Source organism: Acidobacterium sp. S8 (assembly GCF_009765985.1).
Lineage (GTDB): Bacteria > Acidobacteriota > Terriglobia > Terriglobales > Acidobacteriaceae > Alloacidobacterium.
Map to the genome: position 1 here is coordinate 51,035 of NZ_LMUM01000023.1, position 24,056 is coordinate 75,090.

The 24,056-nt window shown below is 56.0% G+C and carries 20 protein-coding genes; 11 read left to right on the plus strand and 9 right to left on the minus strand.

The window, feature by feature from the left end:
* Positions 1 to 61: 61 nt before the first annotated feature.
* The 3 genes from GSQ86_RS08405 to GSQ86_RS08415 form a co-directional block, all read right to left on the minus strand.
* A complete protein-coding gene (locus tag GSQ86_RS08405; protein ID WP_158749520.1) occupies positions 62 to 3,022 on the minus strand; it encodes a glycosyl hydrolase family 28-related protein in 2,961 nt (986 codons plus the stop codon).
* A gap of 154 nt (positions 3,023 to 3,176) precedes the next feature.
* Positions 3,177 to 4,403, minus strand: a complete 1,227-nt coding sequence (locus tag GSQ86_RS08410) for a DUF5009 domain-containing protein (RefSeq protein ID WP_158749521.1) — start codon at positions 4,401 to 4,403, stop codon at positions 3,177 to 3,179.
* Positions 4,403 to 5,575, minus strand: coding sequence for a glycoside hydrolase family 18 protein (locus GSQ86_RS08415; protein WP_254062234.1), 1,173 nt, complete (start codon positions 5,573 to 5,575; stop codon positions 4,403 to 4,405). Before GSQ86_RS08415 ends, GSQ86_RS08410 begins: the two co-directional genes overlap by 1 nt.
* Before the next feature lie 127 nt (positions 5,576 to 5,702).
* On the opposite strand from GSQ86_RS08415, the gene GSQ86_RS08420 reads away from it, so the two are divergent.
* Positions 5,703 to 7,457 (plus strand): glycoside hydrolase family 9 protein, encoded by a 1,755-nt coding sequence (locus tag GSQ86_RS08420; protein ID WP_254062235.1) that lies wholly within the window; start codon positions 5,703 to 5,705, stop codon positions 7,455 to 7,457.
* 78 nt (positions 7,458 to 7,535) lie between these two features.
* Entirely contained in the window at positions 7,536 to 8,672 is a 1,137-nt protein-coding gene (locus tag GSQ86_RS08425; RefSeq protein WP_158749524.1) for an IS4 family transposase, read from the plus strand.
* Between the two features lie 1,041 nt (positions 8,673 to 9,713).
* On the opposite strand, the gene GSQ86_RS08430 is transcribed toward GSQ86_RS08425, so the two are convergent.
* Complete coding sequence (locus GSQ86_RS08430; protein WP_216841062.1) at positions 9,714 to 10,085, minus strand: DNA-binding protein; 372 nt, start codon at positions 10,083 to 10,085, stop codon at positions 9,714 to 9,716.
* A 200-nt stretch (positions 10,086 to 10,285) separates the two neighbouring features.
* Between GSQ86_RS08430 and GSQ86_RS08435 the strand changes: the two genes are divergently transcribed.
* The 4 genes from GSQ86_RS08435 to GSQ86_RS08450 all read left to right on the plus strand — a co-directional run bounded on the left by GSQ86_RS08435 (position 10,286) and on the right by GSQ86_RS08450 (position 13,848).
* The gene (locus GSQ86_RS08435) at positions 10,286 to 11,032 is read left to right on the plus strand and encodes a YebC/PmpR family DNA-binding transcriptional regulator (protein WP_158749526.1); all 747 of its coding nucleotides are present in this window, start codon (positions 10,286 to 10,288) and stop codon (positions 11,030 to 11,032) included.
* 103 nt (positions 11,033 to 11,135) lie between these two features.
* The gene (locus GSQ86_RS08440) at positions 11,136 to 11,861 is read left to right on the plus strand and encodes an acyloxyacyl hydrolase (protein ID WP_158749527.1); all 726 of its coding nucleotides are present in this window, start codon (positions 11,136 to 11,138) and stop codon (positions 11,859 to 11,861) included.
* Between the two features lie 10 nt (positions 11,862 to 11,871).
* Complete coding sequence (gene ftcD, locus GSQ86_RS08445) at positions 11,872 to 12,813, plus strand: glutamate formimidoyltransferase (RefSeq protein ID WP_158749528.1); 942 nt, start codon at positions 11,872 to 11,874, stop codon at positions 12,811 to 12,813.
* Between the two features lie 69 nt (positions 12,814 to 12,882).
* Positions 12,883 to 13,848, plus strand: coding sequence for a hypothetical protein (locus GSQ86_RS08450; RefSeq protein WP_158749529.1), 966 nt, complete (start codon positions 12,883 to 12,885; stop codon positions 13,846 to 13,848).
* A gap of 71 nt (positions 13,849 to 13,919) precedes the next feature.
* On the opposite strand, the gene GSQ86_RS08455 is transcribed toward GSQ86_RS08450, so the two are convergent.
* The gene (locus GSQ86_RS08455) at positions 13,920 to 16,433 is read right to left on the minus strand and encodes an ABC transporter permease (protein ID WP_158749530.1); all 2,514 of its coding nucleotides are present in this window, start codon (positions 16,431 to 16,433) and stop codon (positions 13,920 to 13,922) included.
* A gap of 15 nt (positions 16,434 to 16,448) precedes the next feature.
* On the minus strand, positions 16,449 to 16,790 hold the full coding sequence (locus GSQ86_RS08460) for a PadR family transcriptional regulator (protein ID WP_254062236.1): 342 nt from the start codon (positions 16,788 to 16,790) through the stop codon (positions 16,449 to 16,451).
* A gap of 89 nt (positions 16,791 to 16,879) precedes the next feature.
* Here GSQ86_RS08460 and GSQ86_RS08465 point away from each other — a divergent pair, with 89 nt between their 5' ends.
* Entirely contained in the window at positions 16,880 to 17,632 is a 753-nt protein-coding gene (locus GSQ86_RS08465; RefSeq protein ID WP_158749531.1) for a class I SAM-dependent methyltransferase, read from the plus strand.
* Positions 17,633 to 17,664: 32 nt separating this feature from the next.
* On the opposite strand, the gene GSQ86_RS08470 is transcribed toward GSQ86_RS08465, so the two are convergent.
* The gene (locus tag GSQ86_RS08470; RefSeq protein WP_158749532.1) at positions 17,665 to 19,410 is read right to left on the minus strand and encodes a thiamine pyrophosphate-dependent enzyme; all 1,746 of its coding nucleotides are present in this window, start codon (positions 19,408 to 19,410) and stop codon (positions 17,665 to 17,667) included.
* A 199-nt stretch (positions 19,411 to 19,609) separates the two neighbouring features.
* Positions 19,610 to 21,100, minus strand: coding sequence for a phosphomethylpyrimidine synthase ThiC (gene thiC / locus GSQ86_RS08475; RefSeq protein WP_158749533.1), 1,491 nt, complete (start codon positions 21,098 to 21,100; stop codon positions 19,610 to 19,612).
* 163 nt (positions 21,101 to 21,263) lie between these two features.
* On the opposite strand from thiC, the gene GSQ86_RS08480 reads away from it, so the two are divergent.
* The 4 genes from GSQ86_RS08480 (at position 21,264) to GSQ86_RS08495 (ending at position 23,657) form a co-directional block, all read left to right on the plus strand.
* A complete protein-coding gene (locus GSQ86_RS08480; RefSeq protein ID WP_371720465.1) occupies positions 21,264 to 21,749 on the plus strand; it encodes a cytochrome c maturation protein CcmE in 486 nt (161 codons plus the stop codon).
* Positions 21,750 to 21,850: 101 nt separating this feature from the next.
* Positions 21,851 to 22,513, plus strand: a complete 663-nt coding sequence (locus GSQ86_RS08485) for an ABC transporter ATP-binding protein (protein WP_158749535.1) — start codon at positions 21,851 to 21,853, stop codon at positions 22,511 to 22,513.
* Entirely contained in the window at positions 22,510 to 22,989 is a 480-nt protein-coding gene (gene ybaK, locus GSQ86_RS08490; protein ID WP_158749536.1) for a Cys-tRNA(Pro) deacylase, read from the plus strand. The genes GSQ86_RS08485 and ybaK overlap by 4 nt, the downstream gene beginning before the upstream one ends.
* Positions 22,986 to 23,657, plus strand: coding sequence for a heme exporter protein CcmB (locus GSQ86_RS08495; protein WP_158749537.1), 672 nt, complete (start codon positions 22,986 to 22,988; stop codon positions 23,655 to 23,657). The genes ybaK and GSQ86_RS08495 overlap by 4 nt, the downstream gene beginning before the upstream one ends.
* 6 nt (positions 23,658 to 23,663) lie before the next feature.
* On the opposite strand, the gene GSQ86_RS08500 is transcribed toward GSQ86_RS08495, so the two are convergent.
* Positions 23,664 to 24,029 carry a VOC family protein gene (locus tag GSQ86_RS08500; RefSeq protein ID WP_158749538.1) on the minus strand — a complete coding sequence of 122 codons (366 nt, stop codon included), beginning with the start codon at positions 24,027 to 24,029 and terminating at the stop codon, positions 23,664 to 23,666.
* Positions 24,030 to 24,056 lie beyond the last annotated feature (27 nt).

Genomic DNA, 24,056 nt, shown 5'->3' on the forward strand with positions numbered 1-24,056 from the left:
GCCACAACCCGATCCCTGCTGGAAATGTTAAGCGGTCTTTTCCAGGCTCGTTGCGTTTATCTTACAATCCTGCGGTATTCGTCCGGATCGCATATAGAGAAGCATGAGTGAGAATATACAGTGTCTTTCGATCGCTGCCGCCAAATGCAAGGCAGATCGGCCTCTCGGGGACGTCAATGTGACCCGTCACCTTGCCTTGTGAGTTGAAGACGAGCACCTGACCAGCCGCGAGATAAACATTCCCATTCACATCCTGCGTCACGCTTTGCCCACCAGCTTCGGCGAAAAGCTGCAAGTCGGTAATCGTGCCGTTTTCGGTTACTTGTCCTTTGTAAGTCCTTTCTTCTGACTCATCGCTTATGTAGAACGGATGCCCAGGTATTGCCTTGGCAAGGCTGAATGCCCGGAGCACGTTGGCCATCTTGGTCCCATAGTAAAGTTCGCCTTGTACAAAATCTTTACCTGCGGGAACAAAGACGGAGCCGTCAGGTGACACATATTGATATGGCCTGTCGCCGGGAATGCTCCGGCTGCTCCACACATCTACCGGCAACACGGGAAGCATGCCTGGTCGATTCGTAGCGGCCTCAGGCTGCAGTACCGTTATCTGATCTTCCGGTGTCCCCGGCTTAAAGGCATAGACAGTTCCGTTGCCCTGATAAGAAACGACCAGCAGATTTCCCGCTTTGTCGAAGGCGAGATTCACGGGGTCGAGCGGATTGTCGCGCTCGACGATTGCCTCTCTTGTCTCGGGTGACCATCGATAGATTTTCTGCCGGTATGCATCCACGAAATAAAGCTTGCCGTCTGCATCTACGGCGGCGCCGGAAATATTGAAAAATCCAGAGGCCAGCTTCTCTACCTTTGCATTCGCTTCCACTACAGGCGCGGATATATCTGAGCCGGCTGAGCGCGGATGCCCTGGCACATCGAGAGAGGCGAACTCGTATGCTCGCACCTCCGCAACGTTCGTCGAATCAAAAACCGAGTTATCAAATGCGGCTTTGCTATCGCTGTCTACATGGACGTTGCGAAAGCGGATATCCTGCGATTCCGAAACCTTAATTGCGTATGGAAAGGGCTGATATGTACTTACAACCCGGTACCCGTGATAGTTGGCTATGGTGATGTTCTTCGATTGCGAAATTTCGAGCGGCAACGCGAACCCGCTCTCACCGCGTTCTTCCTCGGTCTGCAGCGCGGCAATTTCCCAGTTCTCTACCTGGTTCAGCTTCACCTCATTGCGAACATGATGCTCGCTGGAGAGTTCATAGACGTGGCCGGGTGTGCTGGTATGCGAAACGTATAATCCAGCCTGCGCGAACGTGCTTGGCGTCCAGATATTGGCAAACGTTCCACCACCGCCATTCGTTACCCATAGGCTTGGATATTGGCCGTCCCACCGGCGATGTATGTCGGGATCTGCTGTATGCGTATTGTTGTAGGGATTAACGCGAGTTCCATCGGCGGCGTTCGTTCCGTGGCCGCCCAGAAAACGCACGTCGTCCATGAGAGAATCCGCCTCCGCCATCCACATAGCGCCAACAGCGCGGCTGTTGATTCCTCCGGTGTAAAGGCCGATTCCTGTCACGATATTATGCCCGCCAGCAGGGGCTTCCAAAAGCGGCTTAGGCGTGCCCGGCCCTTGGAATGCGGCGGTTCCATCCGGGAGATCAAACTGCGTCATGCTGGGATGAAGTCCGATCAGAACTGTATCCGGACGCAGCTTCAACGTGTCGGTAACGACGTAATGTCCCATCGGAATGTAAAGGACACGATGCTCTGCGATGGCCTTCTGAATTGCGGCGGTGTCATCGGTGACACCGTCACCCTTCGCACCAAGCGTTTGCAGATTCGTCCATGACTCTATGGGCGGTAAGGACGCAATGGCAGAGGGACCGAATGGAATAAGGTCTTTCAATTCCTCAGGATCGAAATGAGTCTCGATTGCGCCACTGGTTCCCGGCGCGCTCATCGTTAGCCCATGGGAGAATTCCTTAACCCGATAGCTCTCACCAGGACCGGCGATCTGCTTATTGGTTTCACGCAAAAGAGCAAAGACCCCGACATGGTGGCAGGAAACGTCCTCAAGGTTGATCTCTGTACGGGGATTGTTCACATTGCTGATTGTTATTGCCGGGCCGTTAATATTTTCAAAGCGCACATCCCTCGCCCACAGCTCCTCAGCATAGTCAGGATCGATGGAGATAGCTTGGGGCACGTTGCGAAACAGATCGTGAATCAGCGTCAATCCTGCCTCGTGCTCTTTAATGGCGGCCTTCCGCTGATCTTCAAATGTGGAATCAAGCAGAGTGAACTGCCAGCCAGGCGAAGGTTTCTGAGTAATGATGCCGTAGTCACCACCGTAGAAGTGCAGGTCCTCGGCCTCATTACCAATATCTTTCAAAGCAGACAATCCCGAACCAGTGTGAAAGTCCATGTGCGCAAGATAACAATGCTGCGCTACGTGAAACCGAATTCCCACGGCCGCGGGATTGCCCTCCCCTATCTCGAAGTCAATGTTGCTCATCGCTGAATAAAATGTTCCGGGATTCGCGTCGATGACCGTGTTACTCGCAGGTACCGTTCCTTCCATGGGAGGACGAACGCCGTTTGCGGGACGTCCACGCCAGCGACCGCTGCCTGGCCGTCCCCCGGTAAAGAAGAACATGTAGCCAATGTCCTTCTGATATCCCGGAGTGTTATTTGCGAGCACAAAGACGGGGCGTGTTGCACCGTAGCCGATGACACGTAGACCGGGCCACACATAGATCGTGCGTGTTATGCGATATCTGCCTGAGGGGATAAACAGAATACCCTCGCCATGGTCGGCTTCGACTTTATCGATAGCCGCCTGCAAGGGTGAGCTGTCATCAGCGACGCCGTCAGCACGAACCTGGAAGCGTTCTTTGGTGAGGTAGACCGCCCTTGGGTCATCCAGCTTTGCGGGATAGTACGAGGCTGCTTTGAGCGGCAGAGCAAAGCCAAGCAGAACAATTCCAGAGAGGATCAGAGTCTTCATTCTTTTGACAGGGATACAACGTTAAAAGCAATGGCCCTCCTATTGAGCCAAACGAGTTCAACGGCTGTCAAGCAATTTCAAACAAAACAAACGTTTGTCTCTGCTTTATTTTACTGAGGCGGCGATGAACAACCAGTCTAAGCTTTGTTGATCTTTAAAGCTGAAGGCGAACCTTCCATTTCGTGAGCACGGCGGAGATCGCGAGAATGCACGCTGTGAAGATTACTGCCCTGACTGCTCCCGGCCAACCGTAATTGAAGTGACCCTCGAAATAAGTGATTCCGGCAGCAGCAAGAATAAAGTAATAGAAATCCGGCAGCAGATAAGTGAGCAAAGTATTTGCTCCTGCCGGTTGTACAAAGAAAGCCCATCGCGTCTGCTTCTTCACGTCGCAGATCCAGTAAAGGATCGTGAACGACAAGACCGCAGCGCCGACGCTATAGAGACTCCATGTCGGAGTCGCGCGAATCTTCGAAATGCCGAGCGGCGTCAGCAGTCGGGCTGCCACCAAGGCTAAAAAGGCGAATGCAACTGCAAGGATGATCTTATCCCGGAGTCCTTTCCAGCGATGATCTCCGAGAAATATAACGGAGGTCACGATACCCGCCATCGTAATGGATGCCATCGCGCCATTGTCGAAAGGCCAGAAGTAAAGAGGCAGGTGACGCGGAAGAACAATCCATTTCGCGATGCATAACGAATTGAAGGTCACAAGAGCCACAAGCCAGCCCAGGGGAGCCCACAGCCATCGGCGTGTAGGAATATAAAGCAGCGAGACGGCAAAATATGTGTATCCGATAAGTCCAAGAATTTCAGGATACGATCCGTCAATCCATCCGGCATCTCCGGTATGAGTGGTTCTGCGGAAGATCGCATACGTGGCGACGACCAGAGCCAGACCGATGACCTGCAATAGTCTATGCGCCTTTTCGCCACGCTCTGAACCGGTATAGATGCTCAAGTACAGCGCCGCTCCGAGCATGGCGGTGAGCGCCCAAACGTTGCCATTGATAACCATGCGCGCCGGGTCGGCCTTCTCCGCGTTTGCCAGAATAAGACCGAGAACAATGAGGCTCGCTGACCGGATGAAGACATGTTTCCAAAGCGAAAGCGTCGATCCTTTCTTCAATCGCTGCTTTACTGCTATCGGAATCGATAAGCCAACGATAAAGAGAAAGAAGGGATAGACCATGTCCACGTAGGTCATCGCATCTTTATTGGCAGGCATGTGATAGTTCCACCACGGCAGGCCATGCACGCTTGCCAGATCATTGACGAAGATCATGACTGCGATTGTGAGGCCGCGGAATATATCGATGGATGCAAGCCGCGTAGAAGGCTTGGCCGTAATCTCAACCGCTGCCGTTTGTACTGAAGCCATTAGCGCATACCGCCTTGCGATGAGGTGTTCACATGCAATCCCTGATCGATTGTGTCGAGCAGAGCACCCGATGGATCACCTGAATAATCCCAGAACATGATGCCTCCAAGCTGATGGCCCAGCACATAGGACGACTTCAAGCGGAGTGATTCCGGATCTTCATATGAGACGAATATCTTCTGCCCTGCGCTGTACAGGTATGGAGCCGAGGCTGCAGCATCCCAATAACGCTCATACCCGTGATTCAGCATCGTGGCCGTAATGTTGCCGTATGAGGCAAAAGCGTTTGTGACTGGCTTGCCGGGTTGATAGAGGCCGTGGTTTACATCCTGCACCTGTCCCCATACATGGCCGTAAAACGGAACGCCGAGGACGATCTTCGCCGGAGGCACGCCTGCTTTTTCGTACTCACGCACAGACTGGTCGGCTGAGATCTTCTTCGGATCGCTGGGATTGGTATAGAGAGGGGCGTGGTGCCCGGTCGTTGTGTCGGAATCCGGCTCGTAGTAGTCGTAGGCCATCAGATTGACGCTATCGAGGTACTTCTGCACTTCGCCCATTTCGGTGTGATCCAGAAACTCGGTCGACGCACCTGCAGCAACCGAAAGCAGCAGGGAATGGTGCAGCGTTTTTTCTTCATGGTTGAAGCGCTTGCGAAGCTCCTTAAGCAATTGCGTGTAATTCTGCTTATCTTCGGGGCGGAAGTGATTCCCTGCTCCGACCATTCCGGGATATTCCCAATCGATATCGAGACCGTCGAGCTGATACTTGTCGATGAATGCAACCACGCTGTCGATGAACAATTCCCGGCTCTGTTTCGTCAGCGCCATATCCGAGAAATTGCCCGACCACAGCCAGCCACCGACGGAAACCAGCACTTTCAGCGATGGATTTTCCTTCTTGAGCGCGACCAGAGCAGGAATATTCCGGTCATCCTCGGCAAAACCGTTGATGATCTTTCCTCCCTGCAGATTGGCAAAGGCGTAGTTGATGCGGGTGAGCTTCCGAGCCGCGATATCACCTGGCTGAATCAACTGATGCTGCGGGAATACGTAGGCAATCACTTGTGACTGCGCCCAAACATTGACTGTGGCTGCGTAAACGCAAATACCAGTGACGCAAGCGAGTGCAAGACACCGCAGAAACCTGTTACGAACATTCTGTAATTTCATGGCCGGTAACGTCATCTTTTACCGCAAGGCTATCCTTCGAGACTGCTAAATTATACGAATGCGCAGCAGGTTTCTAACTTTTATTTATTTAGCCCTTTTTGTTCCAACTGCTTATTGCCAGGTTCGAGTGCTGGTCGATCAGGTCGGTTATGAATCGGCTGCAACAAAGCAGGCTTTGATCGAGGGTACCGCGAACGATCACCCGCAGACATTCGCTCTTATCGACGCTGCAACCGGACAGACTGTGCTGCATGGGAATCTGGTTGCTGCGGGCGAGGTGCACGCCTGGGAGGGCCGCCTGTTTTGGGTTGCCGATTTCTCCTCGTGGCAAAAGTCTGGTCACTACACGCTCAAGGCGACTACCGATAAGGGTGAAGCTACCTCCTGCGACTTCGAAATTGAAAATGATCTTCTTGAGCGCGATACGCTCTCGAATGTCGTCTACTACTTCAAGGGCCAGCGCTCCAGCGGACTTATCGATGCTGCTGATCGGCATCTGGCGCTTCCTGGAGGCGGCAGCTTTGTGGATGTGCATGGCGGCTGGTACGACGCTACCGGCGACTATGGGATCCATCTCTCACATCAGAATCCGACCTCCTATTTCAATCCGCAGCAGGTGCCGCTTGTGGCGTGGAGCCTGCTGAAGAGCTACCTGACACTGGTTGCGCGGCACGATGACAACTTCAGCGAGTACGAGCGACGCCTGCTCGACGAAGGACTCTTCGGCGCTGATTACCTGGTACGCATCAAACGGCCGAATGGGTCGTTCTTCGAGAGCATCACTGGTCCTGGCAAGGACAAGCTGCCGCAGGATCGCGCGATCGGCAATCCTAACTGGCGCACGCAGATCAAGAAGAGCGCCAATGATTCTACTGAGAGGCTGCAGCCGGCCGATGGTCAGCATGCTTATGAGGCCAGCTTCCGCGCCGGCGGTGGGATGTCGATTGCTGCGCTCGCGCTGGCAAGCACGATGCCTGCCGATGGAGACTTTCCGCGAGCCACTTACCTGCGAACTGCGGAAGAGGCTTTTGATTTCCTGGACAAGCACAATGCCGAACTGCTTAACGATGGCAAAGAGAACATCCTCGACGACTATTGCGCTCTGATGGCAGCGACCGAACTCTATCGAGCTTCCAAGCTGCAGAAGTACAAGATTGCTTCCGACAAACGGGCCGAGCATCTGATGGCGCGGCTTACGACTGAGGGTCATTATCGCGACTACTGGCGCGCGGATGATGGTTCGCGACCTTACTTTCATCCTTCGGATGCGGGTCTTCCTGTGATCAGCCTATTGGAGTATGCGGAGACGGCTGATGCGGCAACGAAGGCGAAGGTCCGTGGTGTTGTTGAGCGCTCCCTGCGCTTTGAACTTTCGGTTACTTCGGAAGTGAACAATCCATTTGGTTATGCGCGGCAGTTTGTTCGCATGGGCGACGGAAAGACTCGCAGCGCATTTTTCTTCCCGCATGACACGGAAGCTGCTCCGTGGTGGCAGGGTGAGAATGCCCGGCTGGCCTCTCTCGCTGCCGCTGCGCGCATGGCTGCGCCTTTGTTCGCGGACGATCCGAAGTTCCAAACCGAGTTAGAACAATATGCGTGGAACCAGTTGCACTGGATTCTGGGGCGGAATCCGTTCGACTCAAGCATGCTGATGGGCAGCGGCCATGGGAATGCGCCCTACATGTTCTTCAAGTCTTACAAGTACACGAGCGCTCCGGGCGCGATTCTTAACGGCGTCACCGCTGCCTCCGATAATGAAGACGGTATCGCCTTCAACGAGGGCTTTGCCGTCACCGGAAAAGACGAGGACTGGAGATGGACCGAGCAGTGGCTTCCGCATGCTGCGTGGTATCTGTATGCGGTCAGCCTGCCGCATCCGTAATCCCGGGTACCCCCCTCCCCCACATAAGCGCTAAGATAAGTATTGACTGATTACTGAGCTGAAGGGTAGCCTGAGCGCATGTCTGACCTGGAAGACTGGCAGGTGTTACTGGGCCTGTTTCCCTCCGAGTGGCGGCAGTTGGGCAGGAGCAGCGGTGCGGTGAAACGGTTGCGCGGCTTTCCTTCGCTGGAAGCGTTGCTGCGCACCTTGCTGTTGCATGTGGGTTGCGGGTGGTCGTTACGCGAAACGGCGGTGCAGGCTAAGTTAGCGGGCATTGCTGAAGTCTCCGATGTCACGTTGTTGAATCGTTTGCGGGATGCCGAGGATTGGCTGAGGCAGCTATGCCAGCAGTTGTGGAAGGACAACGGAGTGGAATTGCAGCCGGGTTTCGAGGGGAGAACTGTGCGACTGCTGGATGCAACAGTGGTCAGAGAACCGGGCAAGACGGGAAGCCAGTGGCGGATTCATTACAGTCTGCGTCTGCCGACACTGGAGTGCGATTCTTTCGATCTCACCCCGACCAATGGTGCCGGCGCTGCGGAGAGATTTGGGAGGTTTCAGTTTCAGCCCGGCGAGTTGGTGCTGGCCGATGCGGGCTACTGCCATCCTGCTGGAATTGCGGCGGTGGTCGAACAGCATGCGGACGTTTGCGTGCGCATGAATCCTTACGCACTGCCGTTGTGGAATGAGCGCGGAGCCTCATTCTCATTGCTCGAATCGTTAGCGAGCCTACGCAAGGCCGGGGAGTTGGCAGAGTGGCCGGTATGGATCCTGCCAGGCCAGGCCCGGTCATCATCCGGTCGGCAAAGAATCGCCGGACGGGTCTGTGCGATTCGCAAGAGCCGGGACGCCATCGAGTGGGCTAAGCGTCGGTTGAAAGATAAGGAGCAAAAGGGAAAGAGGGTAGGTCCGGCGAACCGTAAGTATGCCGAATATGTGCTGGTCTTCACCACTCTCCCCGCCTCCGAAGCCAGCACGGAACAAGTCCTGGAGGCTTACCGGCTGCGATGGCAAATCGAGTTGACCTTTAAGCGATTGAAGTCGATCGCCCAGCTCGGACATGTGCCGAAGCACGATGACCAGAGCAGCCGCGCCTGGTTGTACGGCAAATTGTTCGTGGCCTTGCTGAGTCAGAAGATGGCACGGGTAGGAAGCACGATTTCCCCCTGGGGCTACCTCCTTCCGGAAGCCGCGCACTCCGAGCCAGTGGCGTGAATTTCAGTTCGCCTTCCATCAGGTACTCGCCGCCATTACTCCTATGCTGCCACTTCAAACGGTTCTTCAAAACTGGAACGAGGTGGCTGCGGCTCTGAGCGAACCAAACCGCAAACGGAGACCCCAGCTCCAAGCCTTATCTTAGCGCTTATGCCCCCTCCCCCTCCCCTGAGCGGCCTCTTTTGTTTGTTTTCAATCACATAGCGGGGGATCATCCCCCGCTATGCTGCTGATTTTAAGAGGTTTAAGCCGTTTCTAGTGTTTTCAATCATTTACGGGAGGGTCCTTGTTCTCTCTGCCTGATTTGCTTCTATTTCCAGTTTAGCGTTTATTGAGGTAATTCTCTGCCAATTGGTGTTGCAACAGATATCCTGCCTTATCAGAGAGATAGATGAGCCGAGAGAAAATTGGGGCTTGACAGGTTTTACCCGTGACTCGGAGAAGGTTAGCTGCCCGTGCCTGAAGGCCCTTTTCAGTTTTCGAGCTGACGCCGGACTAAAGTCCGGCTCTTCTACCCGTAATACGCGAAGGAGCAGGATTGGACTGAAGTTTGGCTCTACCCCGTGATATTCGAAGCAATACAGGGTTGCGCCTGACAGCGTTTTACGCGCGAAATTGTGATTCATAGCGTTGTTTTACGCGCAAATCTCCGCGCCGTTGAAAGCTAAGTTGCCCAGGACTGAAGGCCCTTTTCATTTCCGAGCTGACGCCGGACTAAAGTCCGGCTCTTCTATCCATTAATATGCGAAGCAACGCAGGATTGCATTTGACAGCGTTTTAGGCGCGAAATCGTGCTCGATAGCGTTATTTACGCGCAAATCAGCGCGCCGTTGAAAGTTAAGTTGTCCAGGACTGAAGGCCCTTTTCATTTCGAGCTGACGCCGGACTAAAGTCCGGCTCTTCTACCCGTAACCCGCGACGGGGCGGAGGATTGGACTGAAGTCCGGCTCCTACCAAGCCACGCCCTATCCTCGCTACCCGAACCATGCCCCTATCTCGATGCTCCTCGAAGATGCAGGGCGTGGAAAACGCAAATTCCTATCAGCGTGAACGCGAGGCCTTGTGCGCATGAAGAGAGAGTGCCTGCCGGGACACTGTAGAGCGAGGCTCCTTCTTTAAGGCCTCCACTCGTGAGTACGACCGCTTGGCTGATGTTTTTGTTTCTCCGGCTTGCCCCTTCTTGTAATCGCGCTCCGCGCTCGCTTGCGTGGATTTCTTTGCGTGTCCTTTTTTCGGGGGCAGCAGCGGAATCCCGGCTCGTCTCGCCTTGCTCAGACCGATGGCGATGGCCTGTTCCGGCGATCGTGCGCCATGCTTGCCCTCGCGGACATGCTCGATCTCTTCGCGGACGAACTCTCCGGCTGCTGTTGAGGGCGCCTTGCCTTCTTTCAGATCTTCTTCCGCTCGTTGCATCGTCTCTTTTTCCGGCATGGGAAATACCTCTGTACATAGGGATGCCGAAGACCTCCTCCCTGATGTCAGCGGCTCCGGCGACCCGGTGCCACGGGATAAATCCGCCTGCTATACTTAGCTGTTGCGGAGGGTGCGTAAAACCATTCCTGTTTTCAAGCATTTCGCCGCACGCCAAAACATATAAGCTTCCGAGGTTTCCCATGTCCGGCCATTCAAAATGGGCGACAATTAAGCACAAGAAAGGGGCTCTTGACGCCAAGCGTGGCAAGGCCTTCACCCGTCTCATTAAAGAAATCACCATCGCTGCCAAGGCTGGCGGCGATCCTGACGGAAATCCGCGACTGCGTACTGCCGTTGCTGCCGCAAAGGCAGAGAACATGCCCGCGGATAACATCAAGCGTGCTATCCAGCGCGGTACCGGCGAGCTTCCCGGGGCGATCTATGAAGAGATCACCTTCGAGGGTTACGGTCCGGGCGGTGTCGCTGTGATCGTCGAGACAACGACGGACAATCGAAACCGCACTGTGAGCGAGGTTCGTCACGCCTTCTCAAAGAACGGCGGAAACCTCGGCGAGTCCGGCTCGGTGCGCTTCATGTTCACCAAGAAGGGCATCATCGCTGTTCCCAAGTCCGCAGCTGACGAAGACAAGCTGATGAACATTGTCCTCGAAGCGGGCGGCGACGACCTCAACGATGAAGGCGACAACTGGGAAATCATCACCGAGCCAGCGGCCTTTGAGGCTGTCGCTCAGGCGATTCGCGACGCCAAGCTCGAAACTGTCATGTCAGAGATTACGATGATCGCCTCGACCTATACCAAGCTCGAAGGCTCAACGGCATCGCAAATGATTCGTCTGCTCGAAACGCTTGAAGACCACGACGATGTTCAGAACGTCTATTCGAATTTCGACATGGACGCGAAGCAACTGGAAGAAGTCGCAGGCTGAAGCGGCCGCAGCAAGGATTTATGAGGGCCGCCCCAGTGGCGGCCTTCCTTTATGTTGAAGCATTACTCTGCACGGAGCATCAGAAAAACATTACGCACATACTATGCTGAAAAACTTTGTCCCTTCTCTCGTTCTTGCGGCCACCAGTCTGCTTTCCATTCCGGCCATTTCGCAGTCGACGCAGACCCTTGCTACGCCCAATGCCAGCCCGGCTTCGGCTGTGCTGGCCACGCGCCCATGGGAGTTTGGCCCGTTCTTTCAGGGCGGCTTCGGCGTCGGTGACCGCTCCGATTTCAGCTTCACCAGCGCGGGTGTCCGTCTGGGCAAAGTGATCACGGACCAGCATCTGCCCAGCTTCCTGCGCGGACAATTTGAATACGCGGGTGAACTGATGCCGTACTGGCAGTCATTCACGCCTGCTCCGCATTATCAAAACACGCCGTACGATTGCGGCGGACAAACCTGCTATGTCCTGCTGCCGGTCAACGGTGGAACTTTCACCGGACTCAGCATTACGCCGATTATTCTGCGCTGGGATCTGAAGCCGGGAAAGCGCTTTGCTCCTTTCCTCCAGGGTGCCGGCGGCTTAATCTGGACAAACCACAAGTATCCGCCTGATATTCAATTGCCCCATGGCGAACCGGGCGGCACCAGCGTATGGAATTTCACGCCACAGTTTGGCATTGGTTTTCACTATTTTGTGAAGCCGAAGCAGTCGGTGACTTTCGCCGCGAATGCGATTCACATCTCCAGCGCATCGCTTGGCGATCGCAACCCGGGCGTGAATGCAAGCGTGCAGTTCCAGATCGGCTATACCTGGTGGAAATAAGGAAGAAAAAATGAGCGACGCGATCATCGAGTGTGTGCCGAATTTCTCCGAGGGGGCAGACCTTCACAAGGTCGCGTCCATCGTTTCGGCCATGCAGATTGATGGCGTATCGCTTCTAGACTGGTCGCTTGACGGCGACCACAACCGATCTGTAGTGACCATAGCGGGAACGCCCGCCGCGGTCGTCGAAGCGGCGATTCGCGCTGCGGGCCGCGCTTCTGAGCTGATCGACCTTACCTCGCAACATGGAGTGCATCCGCGCATCGGTGCTGCCGACGTCATTCCCTTCGTTCCTGTGCGCGGCATTTCGCTCGAACATTGTGCCCTGCTCGCTCGTCAGGCGGGGATGGAAATCTGGAAGCGTTATAGGGTACCCGTCTATTTTTATGAAGCAGCCGCGGCCCGGCCCGATCGCGCATTACTCGAAGACGTGCGTCGCGGCCAGTTTGAAGGCCTGCGGGACGCTGTTCGCAAGGAAGTATCGAGACGGCCCGACGTAGGCGGTCCCGATCTGCACCCCACCGCCGGAGCATCTGCCGTGGGTGCTCGTCGATTCCTCATTGCCTACAACATCTATCTGGATACGGAAAACGTCACCACGGCAAGGGCTATCGCTAAGGAAATTCGAGCGTCCGCAGGCGGCCTCTCCGGCGTAAAGGCAATGGGTGTCGTCGCCCACGGCATGGCGCAGATCTCCATGAATATCACTGACTTCCGGCAAACCTCGGTGGCTGACGCCTATGCTGCCGTCAAGCGCCAGGCGGCACGTCATCGCACGCAGCCGGTGCGCGGGGAGCTGATTGGATTGCTCCCGGAAGCCGCTTTTGAGCAGGATAGCGAGTGGGTGCGTCAATTACATGGGTTCGATCCGGACCAGAAGCTGCTCGAACGCAAACTGGAGCGTCCTATTGAGTGGCCAGTGCCGGAACGGAACCGTGCCAGTCTAAAATAGAAGTAACAAGCATAATTTGCTTCTCCAGCAGATACATGGGTGGCACAGAATATAGGTGCACCCGGAGGTATGAATTTGAAGTTTGGCAAGAATCTTACGCTCGCCGCAGCCCTTGCGTTGGGCACCTTCGCATCGTTGCCCGCAAGAGCAGCGCAGCTTGGCGGCGACGCCCGTGCCGCAATTCCGAAGGACGTGCAGCAGCTTATCGTGGTCGATTATCGCGCGATGCAGAACTCAGACGCGGCGATGAACCTGAAAGCCCGCGTGCTTCCCCCCGAGTTGAAGCAGCTTGAAACTGCGCTCAAATCCTCGGGCCTCAACGACAATCACGATATCGATGAGCTGGCCTTTGCAGCATTTCGCACTGCAAACAGCGGCGAAAGCACCAAGATCATCGGCCTTGCTTCGGGCCAGTTTTCTCTGCCCGACATTCTCGCCAATTTCAAGAAGCACAAGGTGAAGGCGACGAAGGTACGCGACAACATGATTTACCCCATGGGCGACAGCGGCATGCTGGTCAGCTTCCTGAATCCGACGACGATGGTCTTCGGCTCAAGCGACGCCATCAAGTTTGCGCTCGATGCCCGCGATGGCATGGCGCCCAGCTTCCTGAGCAACGACACGATGATGCAACAAATGTCGAGTGTCGATTCAGAGCCGATCTGGAGCATACTCGATCAGAAGGGGACGCAGATGATGATGCGTGGTGTTCTTGGAGAAGCGGCCCAGCTGGCCGACTACGAGACGATTAAGAAGCGCCTGGTTGCGTCGCGTTACACCATGAACTTCAACAATGGGGTGAAATTCAATCTCGACGTCGTTACTCCTGACACTTTCACCGCCGCCACGATGTCGTCGCTGCTCAACGCGGCGGCGATGTACAAAAAGGTCAGCGGCACCGCGATTGAGAAGTCAGCTATCGACAGCACGACCATCGACTCAAACTCAGGCATCCTGCAGGTAAGGTTCGCTACGTCAGACAGCCAGTTCTCAAGTCTTCTGCAATCGCCGCTCTTCCAGTCGGTTGTTCACTAAAAAGTCCGACCAAAGAACGGCAGCTCGACATGAGTACCCCAGGTTTGCAGCTAGCCTGGGGTATTTTGCATTTACTCCTCGTGCAGCGCGCGCACTGGATCGACATGCAGAGCACGCCGTGCCGGTAGCAGTGCCGCAACCGTGGCGATGGCAATGAGGACACCGATTCCGCCCGCATATCCAATGGGATCCAGATTACTGATTCCGTAAAGAATCTTGCGTAGAAATTGCGAAACAGCGGCCGTTACCGCTGCTCCCGCGAGCGCGCCGCAAAGAACAGGAACGAGAAACTGCCGCAGGACGACGGAGAGCACATGCAATGGCTTCGCCCCCAATGCAATGCGAATCGCAATTTCTTTCGTGCGCTGCGAAACCGCATAGGCTACCAAGCCGATGATTCCTACCGCAGCCATCAAGACCGCCAAGAGTCCCAGCACGCTGGCCCCGAGCGCGGTGTTTTCCAGAATCTTTGTGTAGTCGCGGAAGCCCGACTTGAGCAGCCATATGTAGGGAAACAATTTTGGGTCGAGCGATTCGACGATTGATTTTGCCTGCGGGACGAGTCCATCGGGAGCGCCGGCAGTTTTCACCAGCAGCGTCATCGAAGGCATGTCGGTTGCTTGCGTCGCCCAGTACACTTCGGTCGCGTCGCCATCGTTCAGTGACTTGATGCGCGCATCCCCTGCCACGCCGACGACGAGATCTTTAACGTCGCCGAATTTCTTCCCGAGTGCTTCCTGTCCCGGCCACTGTCTGCGGGCTAATGACTCGCTCACGACTACAGCATGCGTCTCGCCCGGAAAGAGGTTCCGTCCCCGCAATAACGGAATTTCCATTGTCTTGAAAAATTCGGGGTCGATCCAGTTGGGATATACATTCACCGCTCGGCCATTCATATCGACCGTCATATATGCGGAAAAGCCATTTCCCAGCAGCGATATCTTCGACAGGGCCACCGACGCGACTCCTGGAGTGCCAAGTAAGCGTGCCTTCAGCGTCTGAATATAGGCGGTCGCAGCTTCCGGCTTGTAGCCATGGCTGTCAAGGCCGGGACTGATGCCGATCACCTGCTCATATCCGAATCCCGGCTCGGAATACAGCATGTGATGCACCGCGTGCACCAGCAAGCCGGAGATAATCAGGAGTATGCAGCTGGCGGCAATTTGTACCGCCACCAGAACCTGACGCGCCATCGTTTTACGCTGGCGTTGCCGTGCGATCTGCAGCGACGGAGCCAGCCCAAAGAAAACGGCTGCGAGAAATGCCATGCCCACCGTGAACAGCATGACGCGCCAGTCCGGCGCGAAGCTCATCCACGCCGGTGTCGGAAAAACGGCGCACATAATGCGCAAACCGGTATAGCTCAGCGCCAGCCCGGCAAAGGAGCCGAGCAGGGCCAGCAGCACGCTCTCTGTGAACAGCTGGCGAAAAATACGCTTCCTGCTTGCGCCGATTGCAAGGCGGATGCCGATCTCATGCTCGCGCGTCACTCCGCGCGCCATCATCAATCCACCAAGGTTTGTGCAGGCCACGATAAAAATAAGCAGCACCAGCGCCGCGATCATGGCAAACGCGCGATACATCTCCGGCTGCATTACCTGCAAATGGCCGCCCGGGTCGCTGCGGATATATTCCTTGTCCCACACCAGCTTTGGAGATTGTTTCCGCAGCTCGTTGGTAAGTGTGAGAAGTTCCTGCTCGGCCATCTTGGCAGTAACGCCGGGGGCCAGCCGCCCCCACATGCGGACGCCGGCTCCGCCCGCTGCGTCATTGAGTGCGGTGCTGCCCTGCACAAAATATGGTTGCTGAATAAGCGGCAGCCATACATCGGAATATTGTCCGCCCACGCTGACAAAGTTCTTGTCTGTCACTCCGACTACCGTTACCGGCTTCTTATTCAAACGAATCACTTTACCCACAATGTGAGGGTCGCCATCAAAGCGCTGCTGCCACAGGTCGTAGCCCAGCACCACGGCTGGTGGCGCGTTGGCGCTCGCGTCCTGCGTCACATTGAACAGGCGGCCGGTTACAGCTTCGCCACCCAGTTCAGAAAAATAATTTGCCGTTACATAGTTGATGGAGACAGGTTTCAGATCGTCATCCATCTCCATTGCTGGTGCGCCCAGGGTGGCGAACATAGCAGAGAGGGTCTTCACATGGTCGCGGTAAAACAGGAAGGACGTATATGGCGTCTCCGACGTAATGTTTTCCGGCGAACGCCGTTGCAGCCGCACAATCGAAGCAGGGTCCCGCACTGGAAGCAGCTTCAGCGCGAGCATGTTCAGCAGGCTGAAGGCCGTAACGCTCACGCCGATGCCAAGGGCCAGTACGACCATCGCCGTGATTGCAAACCCGGGCGAGCGCCAGAGCATCCGTGCGGCGTAACGCAGGTCCTGCAGCAGGCGGTCGATCCACGTCCATCCCCACGCCTCGCGCGATTGTTCGCGCAGGCGGAGCGTGTTGCCAAAATTCCTTCGCCCTTCGCGCGCGGCCATCTCGCGATGAAATTCCATTTCGTTTTCCAGCTCGCGGTCAAGGCGGCGGCGTTGCAGCAGATAACGAAGACGGCGAAAAAGTTCACCCATGATCAGGCTCCAGTCTCAGGCAGTGCGCAGTATGGTTTGAATCGCTTCCGTCACGCGGTCATAGCTCGATATCTCCGCCTGCAACTGCTTGCGTCCCGCAGGGGTCAGCCGGTAAAAGCGGACTTTCCGGTTTGTCTCCGAGATGCCCCAATCCGCCGTCACCCAGCCTTTCAGCAGCATCTTCTGCAGAGATGGATAGAGCGAGCCTTCCTCCACTGCCAGCACTTCGCTCGAAAGCACATGAATACGCTGAGCGATGGCATAGCCATGCAGCGAGCCGGAATGGAGAACTCTCAGAATCAACAAAGTAAGCGCGCCCGGAGGCATATCTGTCTTAGGCATAATCGATATAGGCATAGTCAATCTATGCCTATATCTTTGTCAATCAAAAAATGCACTCGTACGAAAGACAACAGAGGAATTCCGACTGTCCTACAATAGCCACCATGAGCGGACAAACCTGGAATGCAACCCAATACGCGCTGAATGGGCGCTTCGTCGCCGACCTCGCCGGAGGTGTTATCGATCTGCTGGATCCCCGTCCCGGGGAGCGCGTCCTCGATCTGGGCTGTGGCGATGGTGTGCTGACGGCGAAGATTGCTGCCGCAGGCGCTAAGGTGAAAGGCATAGACAGTTCTGCCATCATGGTTGACGCCGCACAGAAGCAGGGGGTTGACGCTCAGGTGATGAGTGCGGATGCGCTTGAATTCAATCACGAATTTGATGCCGTCTTCTCGAACGCCGCGCTGCACTGGATGCGAAATCAGGATACGGTTCTCGCCGGAGTTCATCGCGCACTGAAGACCGGTGGCCGTTTCGTAGCCGAGATGGGCGGCCATGGCAACATCGCTGCGATTCAGGTCGCGCTGCTTGCCGTGTTTTCAAAGTATGGAATCGATGCGGTCAACGCCGAGCACAATTACTTCCCTACCCCGGCGAGCTATGAGTCGCGCCTGCAGCATCATGGCTTCGATGTGCATTACATCGAGTTGATTCCGCGCCCGACGCCATTGCCGGAGAGCGGTATGCGCGGCTGGCTCGAGACATTCCGACGCGGACTCTTTGATCAACTGCCCGAAGCGCATCGCAAAGATGCTCTGAGCGATGCCGTTCAGCTGCTCAAACCGGCTCTCTGCGACGATCTCGGCAAATGGACCGCGGACTATGTGCGTCTGCGTTTTCTTGCAGTCGCTTTATAGTGTCGGGCACAGAAAATTAACGCGGACGCGCCCTACACCAATTCACGCACTTTATCGTGGGCATTGGTGAGCACAATTTTTGATCGGTTCGGCTCGCCGCGTACAAGTGCTTCCGCCAGCTTCAAAGCCTGCGACGCCTTGATTTTTGCCGGCATCGGCGGAGTGAACTCATCGACGACGGCTTCAATCAAAACCGGGCCCGGTCTGCCAATGACACCGTCTAACTGAGCACCACATGTTCCAGGGTCCTCTATTTGTATCGCCTCGATACCGCATCCGCGAGCAATAGTGACGAAATCTGCCGGAAAGAGATCGCAGGCATATTCAGGATTGCCGAGGAAGACCATCTGCTCCCATTTGATCTGGCCGAGCGTATTGTTCTTGATGACGATGATCTTGATATTCAGCTTATATGCAGCCACGGTGATCAGCTCACCGAGCAGCATGCTCAAGCCTCCGTCACCGATGATGCAGAACACTGGGCGCTCAGGATAGGCAACTGCCGCAGCGATGGCGTATGGAAGACCGCAAGCCATCGTAGCCAGATTTCCCGAGCAACTATGCTTCTGGCCTCGCAACGCAGGCACGTAGCGCGCCCACCATGTTGTGATCGTACCGGAGTCGGAAGTCACGATAGCATTCGATGGAATGCGTTTTCCTAATTGCCATCCGACCACCTGCGGCTTCATTGGCTTATCGTCGCGCGTGCCTCGTTCTTCCATCAGCTTCAGCCACTCAGCTTTTGCCTTCTGCGCCTTTTCCAGAAAACCCATGTCATGTTTCTGGAGCAGTGGCAGCAGCGCGCGCAGGCAGCTTTTTGCATCGCCTACGAGGGCCACATCGGCAGGATGCCGCAGGCTGATACGCTGCGGATCGATGTCTACTTGAACACACTTAATGGAGCCTGGCTCCGGTAAAAACTCAATGTAAGGAAATGATGTGCCTACCATCATCAGCGTGTCGCAGCCTTCGATTGCATCCTGCGACGGCTCCGTACCAAGCAGGCCAATGCCTCCAGTTGTATACGGGCTGTCGTCCGGAACTGCCGCCTTTCCAAGGAGTGCCTTTATGATCGGCGCACCCAGCATTTCCGCAAGCTCTTCCAGTTCCTGCGTGGCGTGCAAAGCACCCTGGCCTGCAAGTATCGCGATCTTACTTCCTCGATTGAGAATGTCAGCCGCATGCTCCAGCTCAATCCTCGACGGCATCTGTTCAAAGTACGCGGGAACCGCCGATGTGTGATGTACGGGGTTACGCTCGGATCGTCCCTTCTTCACTTCTTGTACCTGTACGTCGACAGGAATCGTGATGTGGGCCACACCTCTCGATGTGAGCGCGGTACGAATCGCCAGGTCGGCTACGCTCTCCATGTGCGCGCCACTCATCACTCTTTCGTTGTATGAGGTGACGTCGATAAAGAGCTTGTCCAGCGCCACATCCTGCTGGGTGAAAGTCCCGATGAGGTCGCTATGTTGCAGACCGGTGATGGCCAGAACTGGAGCATGGTCCATCTTTGCGTCGTAGAGTCCGTTCAGAAGGTGGATACCGCCGGGGCCGGAAGTCGCGATGCACACGCCGAGGCGGCCTGTGAACTTTGCATACGCGCAAGCCATGAAAGCGGCAGCTTCCTCATGCCGCACATGGATGAAGCGGATCTTTTCCTTCTGCTTGCGAAGCGCCTCAAAAACTCCGTTGATACCATCGCCGGGCAATCCAAATATTGTGTCAACTCCCCATGCGATGAGTCTCTCTACGAGTATGTCCGATGCATCGGTCACGGTTATCTCCTGTTTGCGGTTCGCGCTCGCGTCTTGCTGGATACTGGCTTGGACGCGGGTTCTCCAGCAGGAGTTTTCCAAAGACCCGACTCGCTGTGCGTAGCGTTTGAATGGACAAGAGAAAGGACAGCCTTGCGTCCATAAAAATGCGGAGGGCACGTCGGTGCCCTCCGCATGTGCTGCGTGGTCGATCGCGCTGCTAGTTTTTGCCTGCCAGTTGCTGCGCCTGTAATGTGACCAGACCGCTCAGGTCGGCCTTTTCGAGGCCGTGAACTGTCTTGTTGAATTCGTCCACCTTGCTCGACCAGTTCATGGAGCAGAACTTCGGCCCGCACATCGAGCAGAAGGCCGCTTCCTTGTAATAGTCGTCGGGCAACGTTTCGTCGTGCATCGAACGCGCTGTTTCCGGATCGAGCGAGAGCGCGAACTGTTTCTCCCAGTCAAAGGTGTAGCGGGCGTAGCTGATGGCGTCATCGCGATCACGCGCACCGGGGCGGTGACGGGCAATATCAGCGGCGTGGGCGGCGATCTTGTAGGCGATCATGCCGTCCTTCACATCTTTCTCGTTGGGAAGGCCGAGGTGCTCCTTCGGCGTGACGTAGCAGAGCATGGAAGCGCCATGCCAGCCGATCATCGCCGCGCCGATGGCCGAGGTAATGTGGTCGTAGCCGGGCGCAATATCAGTGACGAGCGGCCCGAGCGTATAAAACGGCGCGCCGAAACAGTATTCCACTTCCTTGTCGACCTGCTCCTTGATCTTGTCGAGCGGCACATGGCCGGGGCCTTCGATCATGACCTGAACATCGCTCTCCCACGCTTTCGCTGTCAGCTCGCCCAGCGTTTTCAATTCAGAGAACTGTGCGTCGTCTGAAGCGTCTGCCACGGAGCCGGGGCGCAGACCGTCACCGAGCGAGAAGCTGACATCGTACTTGGCCATGACTTTCACGATGCGGTCGAAGTGCTCGTAGAGGAAGTTCTGCCGGTGGTGGTGCGTCATCCATTGCGCGAGAATTGCCCCGCCACGGCTGACAATGCCGGTGATGCGTTTGGCGACCATCGGAACGTACTGAATCAACACGCCGGCGTGGACGGTGAAGTAATCGACGCCCTGCTGTGCCTGTTCCTCGATGACTTCGAGATAGACGTCGATATTGAGGTCTTCGAGCTTCTTGACGCGGTTGAGTGCCTCGTAGATGGGCACGGTACCGATGGGCACCGGCGAATGGCGGAGGATGGTGTCGCGGATTTCAGGGATATTGCCGCCGGTCGAGAGGTCCATGACGGTGTCCGCGCCAAATTGGACGGCCATGTGCAGCTTACGCAGCTCTTCATCAATATTTGAGGTGACGGCGGAGTTGCCGATGTTCGCATTGACCTTGCAACGCGAGGCTACGCCGATGGCCATCGGCTCGAGCTCAGGGTGATTGATGTTGGCAGGGATGATGAGGCGGCCGACAGCAATTTCATCGCGGATCAGCTCGGCGGAGATGTTTTCGCGCTTTGCGACGAATTCCATCTCTTCGGTGATTTTGCCTTGCCGCGCGAAGTGCATCTGCGACACGTTGGTGTCGCCTGTCCGTGCCGCCTCGGCTTTGCGTTTCTCAACCCATTCCGCCCGAGGCTTCAGAATTTCCTGTGTCGACTGCACATCCGAACTGGTGTGGAGAGTGCCGTTGCCATTGCCGCTCATAATTACCTCGTTGGAAAAGGATGGTTGCGTAATTCGATGCTCGATGAATGCGAGATGAATCCTGAAGGCGATTATAAACTTCTTCGGACCGCGCTATTCTTGTGTCCCGAACCGACATATCTTTTGCGAGCAGGGGCACCCACTCCGGGAAAACCGCAGTAGAATGAATGCAGCCATGAAGAGCAAAAATCAAGGCATGCGTGTCGGTATCGCCATCGTCGTGATCCTCGGAGCGATCATTTATCTCGCCATTACCGGGGTACAGGCGAACAAGAGCTATTACGTCACCATCCAGGAATTGCAGGGGATGGGCAACAAGGCTTACACCCGGCATCTGCGTGTCGCCGGAAATGTGCAGCCCGGCTCCATTCAGCACAAGGGCATGGGCGCTGATTTCGTTCTCGTGGAAAATACCCGTACCTTGCACGTTGCCTATCAAGGCGACGAGCCTCCGCCGGATACATTCAAAGACAACGCGCAGGCGTTAGCCATCGGCACTTTTGGGCATGACGGCGTCTTCCATGCCACGCAACTGCAAGCGAAATGCGCTTCGAAGTATGCGCCTGCTGCTCCGGGCCAGAATCCAGCTGCTGCGCAGGCAACGGGAACGGCGTCAATCATTGCTCCGACCACAGCGGCTTCGAAGTAGGCAGTTTCGCAAAATCGATGAGCTGACCTCGGCGGTCACACTCCGCTGAGGTTTTCACAGCAGAAACCTTTCGCCTCGCCTGTAAACTAATCCCTTAGTCCATGCCTGTCACCGCGCAGCTTGAAGAAATATCGAAGCTCTATGGCACATTTGCCGCGCTGCGCAAGGTTTCGCTTACGCTTGAAGTGGGTCGCTGCTATGTCCTTCTGGGAGAAAACGGCGCAGGCAAATCGACGTTGTTGCGAGTATTGGCAGGGCTTCTGAAGCCTTCGTACGGCAAGATCACGGTGCTCGGACTATCGCCAGACGAGGCGCGTGAACGTGTCGGCTACATGAGCCATGCGCCGATGCTCTATGACGAATATACGGGCATCGAAAACCTGCGATATTTCGCCGATCTGTACCGTACACGGCCCTGTCTTGCTCCAGAAGAGATGTTGCGATGCGTGGGGCTCGATCCTGCGCTTACGCGGCCCGTGGGTCAGTATTCGCAGGGCATGCGGCAGCGCGCATCGCTGGCTCGCGTGCTGCTGTCGCGGCCCGAAATGCTTCTGCTCGACGAACCCTTTTCCAACATGGATATCGGGAGCGCCCATCAGATGCTCGCCCTGCTGCAGCGCATCAAGGCAGATGGATGCACCGTCGTGCTCACTACGCACCAGCGTGAGCTGGCCGAGCCGATCGCCGACGCGCTCATCACGCTCATTGCAGGCAGCGTGGCAACCACCACAGGCAAAATAGAGGCAGCCGCTCTCCGACCATGAAGACCAATGCCGCCCGCTATCTCGATTCTCTCGGCGTTCACTACGAGCTGCGCGACTATGCGCTCGACACGGAAGATTTTTCCGCGATTCTGGTCGCCGAAAAAATAGGGCTGCCGCCCGAGCAGGTTTTCAAGACGCTTCTCTGCGTCACCAGCGAGAAAGAACATGTTTTCGCAGTCGTTCCCGGCAACGCCGAGCTCGACTTCAAGAAGCTCGCCCACGCCGCAGGCGCGCGCAAGGCGGAGATGGTTTCGCTCAAAGATATTCAGCCGCTTACGGGATATATTCGCGGCGGAGTTACTGTTTTCGGCGCGAAGAAGAGCTTTCCTGTCTATGTGGATGAGACGCTGGAGCTGTTTGATGTGATTTCGGTTTCGGCGGGAATCCGCGGCACGCAGATGATTCTGTCGCCTGCGGATTATCTCCGCGCCTCGCAGGCAATAACGGCTGACATCACGAAAGCGAGCACGTCGTGAGACGCCCCTACTTCCTGACTCATCTGCTCAAGGACATCCGCCTGGAGTGGCGCTCAAAAGACGCCATCAACTCGATGCTCTTCTTTGCGCTGCTGGTGGTCGTGCTGTTCAGCCTCGCCTTCGATCCCACGCGCGAGTCTTCGCGCCAGATTGCTGGGGGAATCCTCTGCGTGGCAACGATGTTTGCCTCCGTCTCCGCTCTGAACCAGGCATGGACACGCGAGCTGCGCCACCAGGTGCTCGATGCGCAGCGCATGACGCCTGCTCCGGCATCGTCACTCTTTCTCGGCAAGGTGCTGGCGAATTTTCTTTTTGTCTCGATCGTCGAGATTATCCTCACCCCGGTCTTCATCATTTTTTACAATCTGCACGCGCTGGGAAACGGCTGGCTGCTGGCGCTGGTGCTGCCGCTGGGCACGTGGGCGCTTGTGGTGAATGGAACGTTCTTCGCCGCGCTGTCCATACGCACGCGCAACCGTGAGCTGCTGCTGCCGCTGATTCTCTTCCCGCTGTTTATTCCGGCGCTTCTGGGGATGGTACTGGCTTCGAGCTACATTCTGACCGGGGAGCAGGACCCGAGTTTATGGATCAAAATGCTGGCCGGTTACGACGTGATTTACACGACCATCTGCCTGCTGCTCTTCGAGGTCGTTCTGCACGCCGAGTAGCCATTCCTAACCTGGCTCCTGATAGAGCCCCACTACATTCCCTGCCGGATCACGAAAACGCACCGTAATCTCGGGAGCATCCGCGCCGACCGGCTGCACAATCTCGCCTCCGTTTGCGATGACTGACTCGATCGTGTTCTCTACGCTGTCGACCATGACATAGATCATGAAGCCGGGCTGCGCGGCAGGAGGCCGTCCGAGAACCCAGGCGCCGCTCACCTCGCCTACGGCATCGTCAAAGGCTGTGGCTCCATCCCCGCGCGTCCTGATCTCCCATCCAAAAACGCTGTGATAGAACGCTGCTGAACGGGCAATATCGATCGCAGGAATCTCGATATAGCAGATTTTTCCGTTTTTCAGAGTTGGCGGCACAGCACCTCCGTAAAGCACTCGCGATCA

Bases quoted from the DNA above. Each gene is read 5' to 3' on its own strand.
- GSQ86_RS08410 (WP_158749521.1), bottom strand. From the start codon at position 4,403: ATGGCTTCAGTACAAACGGCAGCGGTTGAGATTACGGCCAAGCCTTCT.
- GSQ86_RS08455 (WP_158749530.1), bottom strand. From the start codon at position 16,433: ATGGGTGAACTTTTTCGCCGTCTTCGTTATCTGCTGCAACGCCGCCGC.
- GSQ86_RS08425 (WP_158749524.1), top strand. From the start codon at position 7,536: ATGTCTGACCTGGAAGACTGGCAGGTGTTACTGGGCCTGTTTCCCTCC.
- GSQ86_RS08480 (WP_371720465.1), top strand. From the start codon at position 21,264: ATGAATGCAGCCATGAAGAGCAAAAATCAAGGCATGCGTGTCGGTATC.
- GSQ86_RS08460 (WP_254062236.1), bottom strand. From the start codon at position 16,790: ATGCCTATATCGATTATGCCTAAGACAGATATGCCTCCGGGCGCGCTT.
- GSQ86_RS08415 (WP_254062234.1), bottom strand. From the start codon at position 5,575: ATGAAATTACAGAATGTTCGTAACAGGTTTCTGCGGTGTCTTGCACTC.
- GSQ86_RS08430 (WP_216841062.1), bottom strand. From the start codon at position 10,085: ATGCAACGAGCGGAAGAAGATCTGAAAGAAGGCAAGGCGCCCTCAACA.
- GSQ86_RS08440 (WP_158749527.1), top strand. From the start codon at position 11,136: ATGCTGAAAAACTTTGTCCCTTCTCTCGTTCTTGCGGCCACCAGTCTG.
- GSQ86_RS08450 (WP_158749529.1), top strand. From the start codon at position 12,883: ATGAATTTGAAGTTTGGCAAGAATCTTACGCTCGCCGCAGCCCTTGCG.
- GSQ86_RS08465 (WP_158749531.1), top strand. From the start codon at position 16,880: ATGAGCGGACAAACCTGGAATGCAACCCAATACGCGCTGAATGGGCGC.
- GSQ86_RS08435 (WP_158749526.1), top strand. From the start codon at position 10,286: ATGTCCGGCCATTCAAAATGGGCGACAATTAAGCACAAGAAAGGGGCT.
- ybaK (WP_158749536.1), top strand. From the start codon at position 22,510: ATGAAGACCAATGCCGCCCGCTATCTCGATTCTCTCGGCGTTCACTAC.
- thiC (WP_158749533.1), bottom strand. From the start codon at position 21,100: ATGAGCGGCAATGGCAACGGCACTCTCCACACCAGTTCGGATGTGCAG.
- ftcD (WP_158749528.1), top strand. From the start codon at position 11,872: ATGAGCGACGCGATCATCGAGTGTGTGCCGAATTTCTCCGAGGGGGCA.
- GSQ86_RS08485 (WP_158749535.1), top strand. From the start codon at position 21,851: ATGCCTGTCACCGCGCAGCTTGAAGAAATATCGAAGCTCTATGGCACA.
- GSQ86_RS08405 (WP_158749520.1), bottom strand. From the start codon at position 3,022: ATGAAGACTCTGATCCTCTCTGGAATTGTTCTGCTTGGCTTTGCTCTG.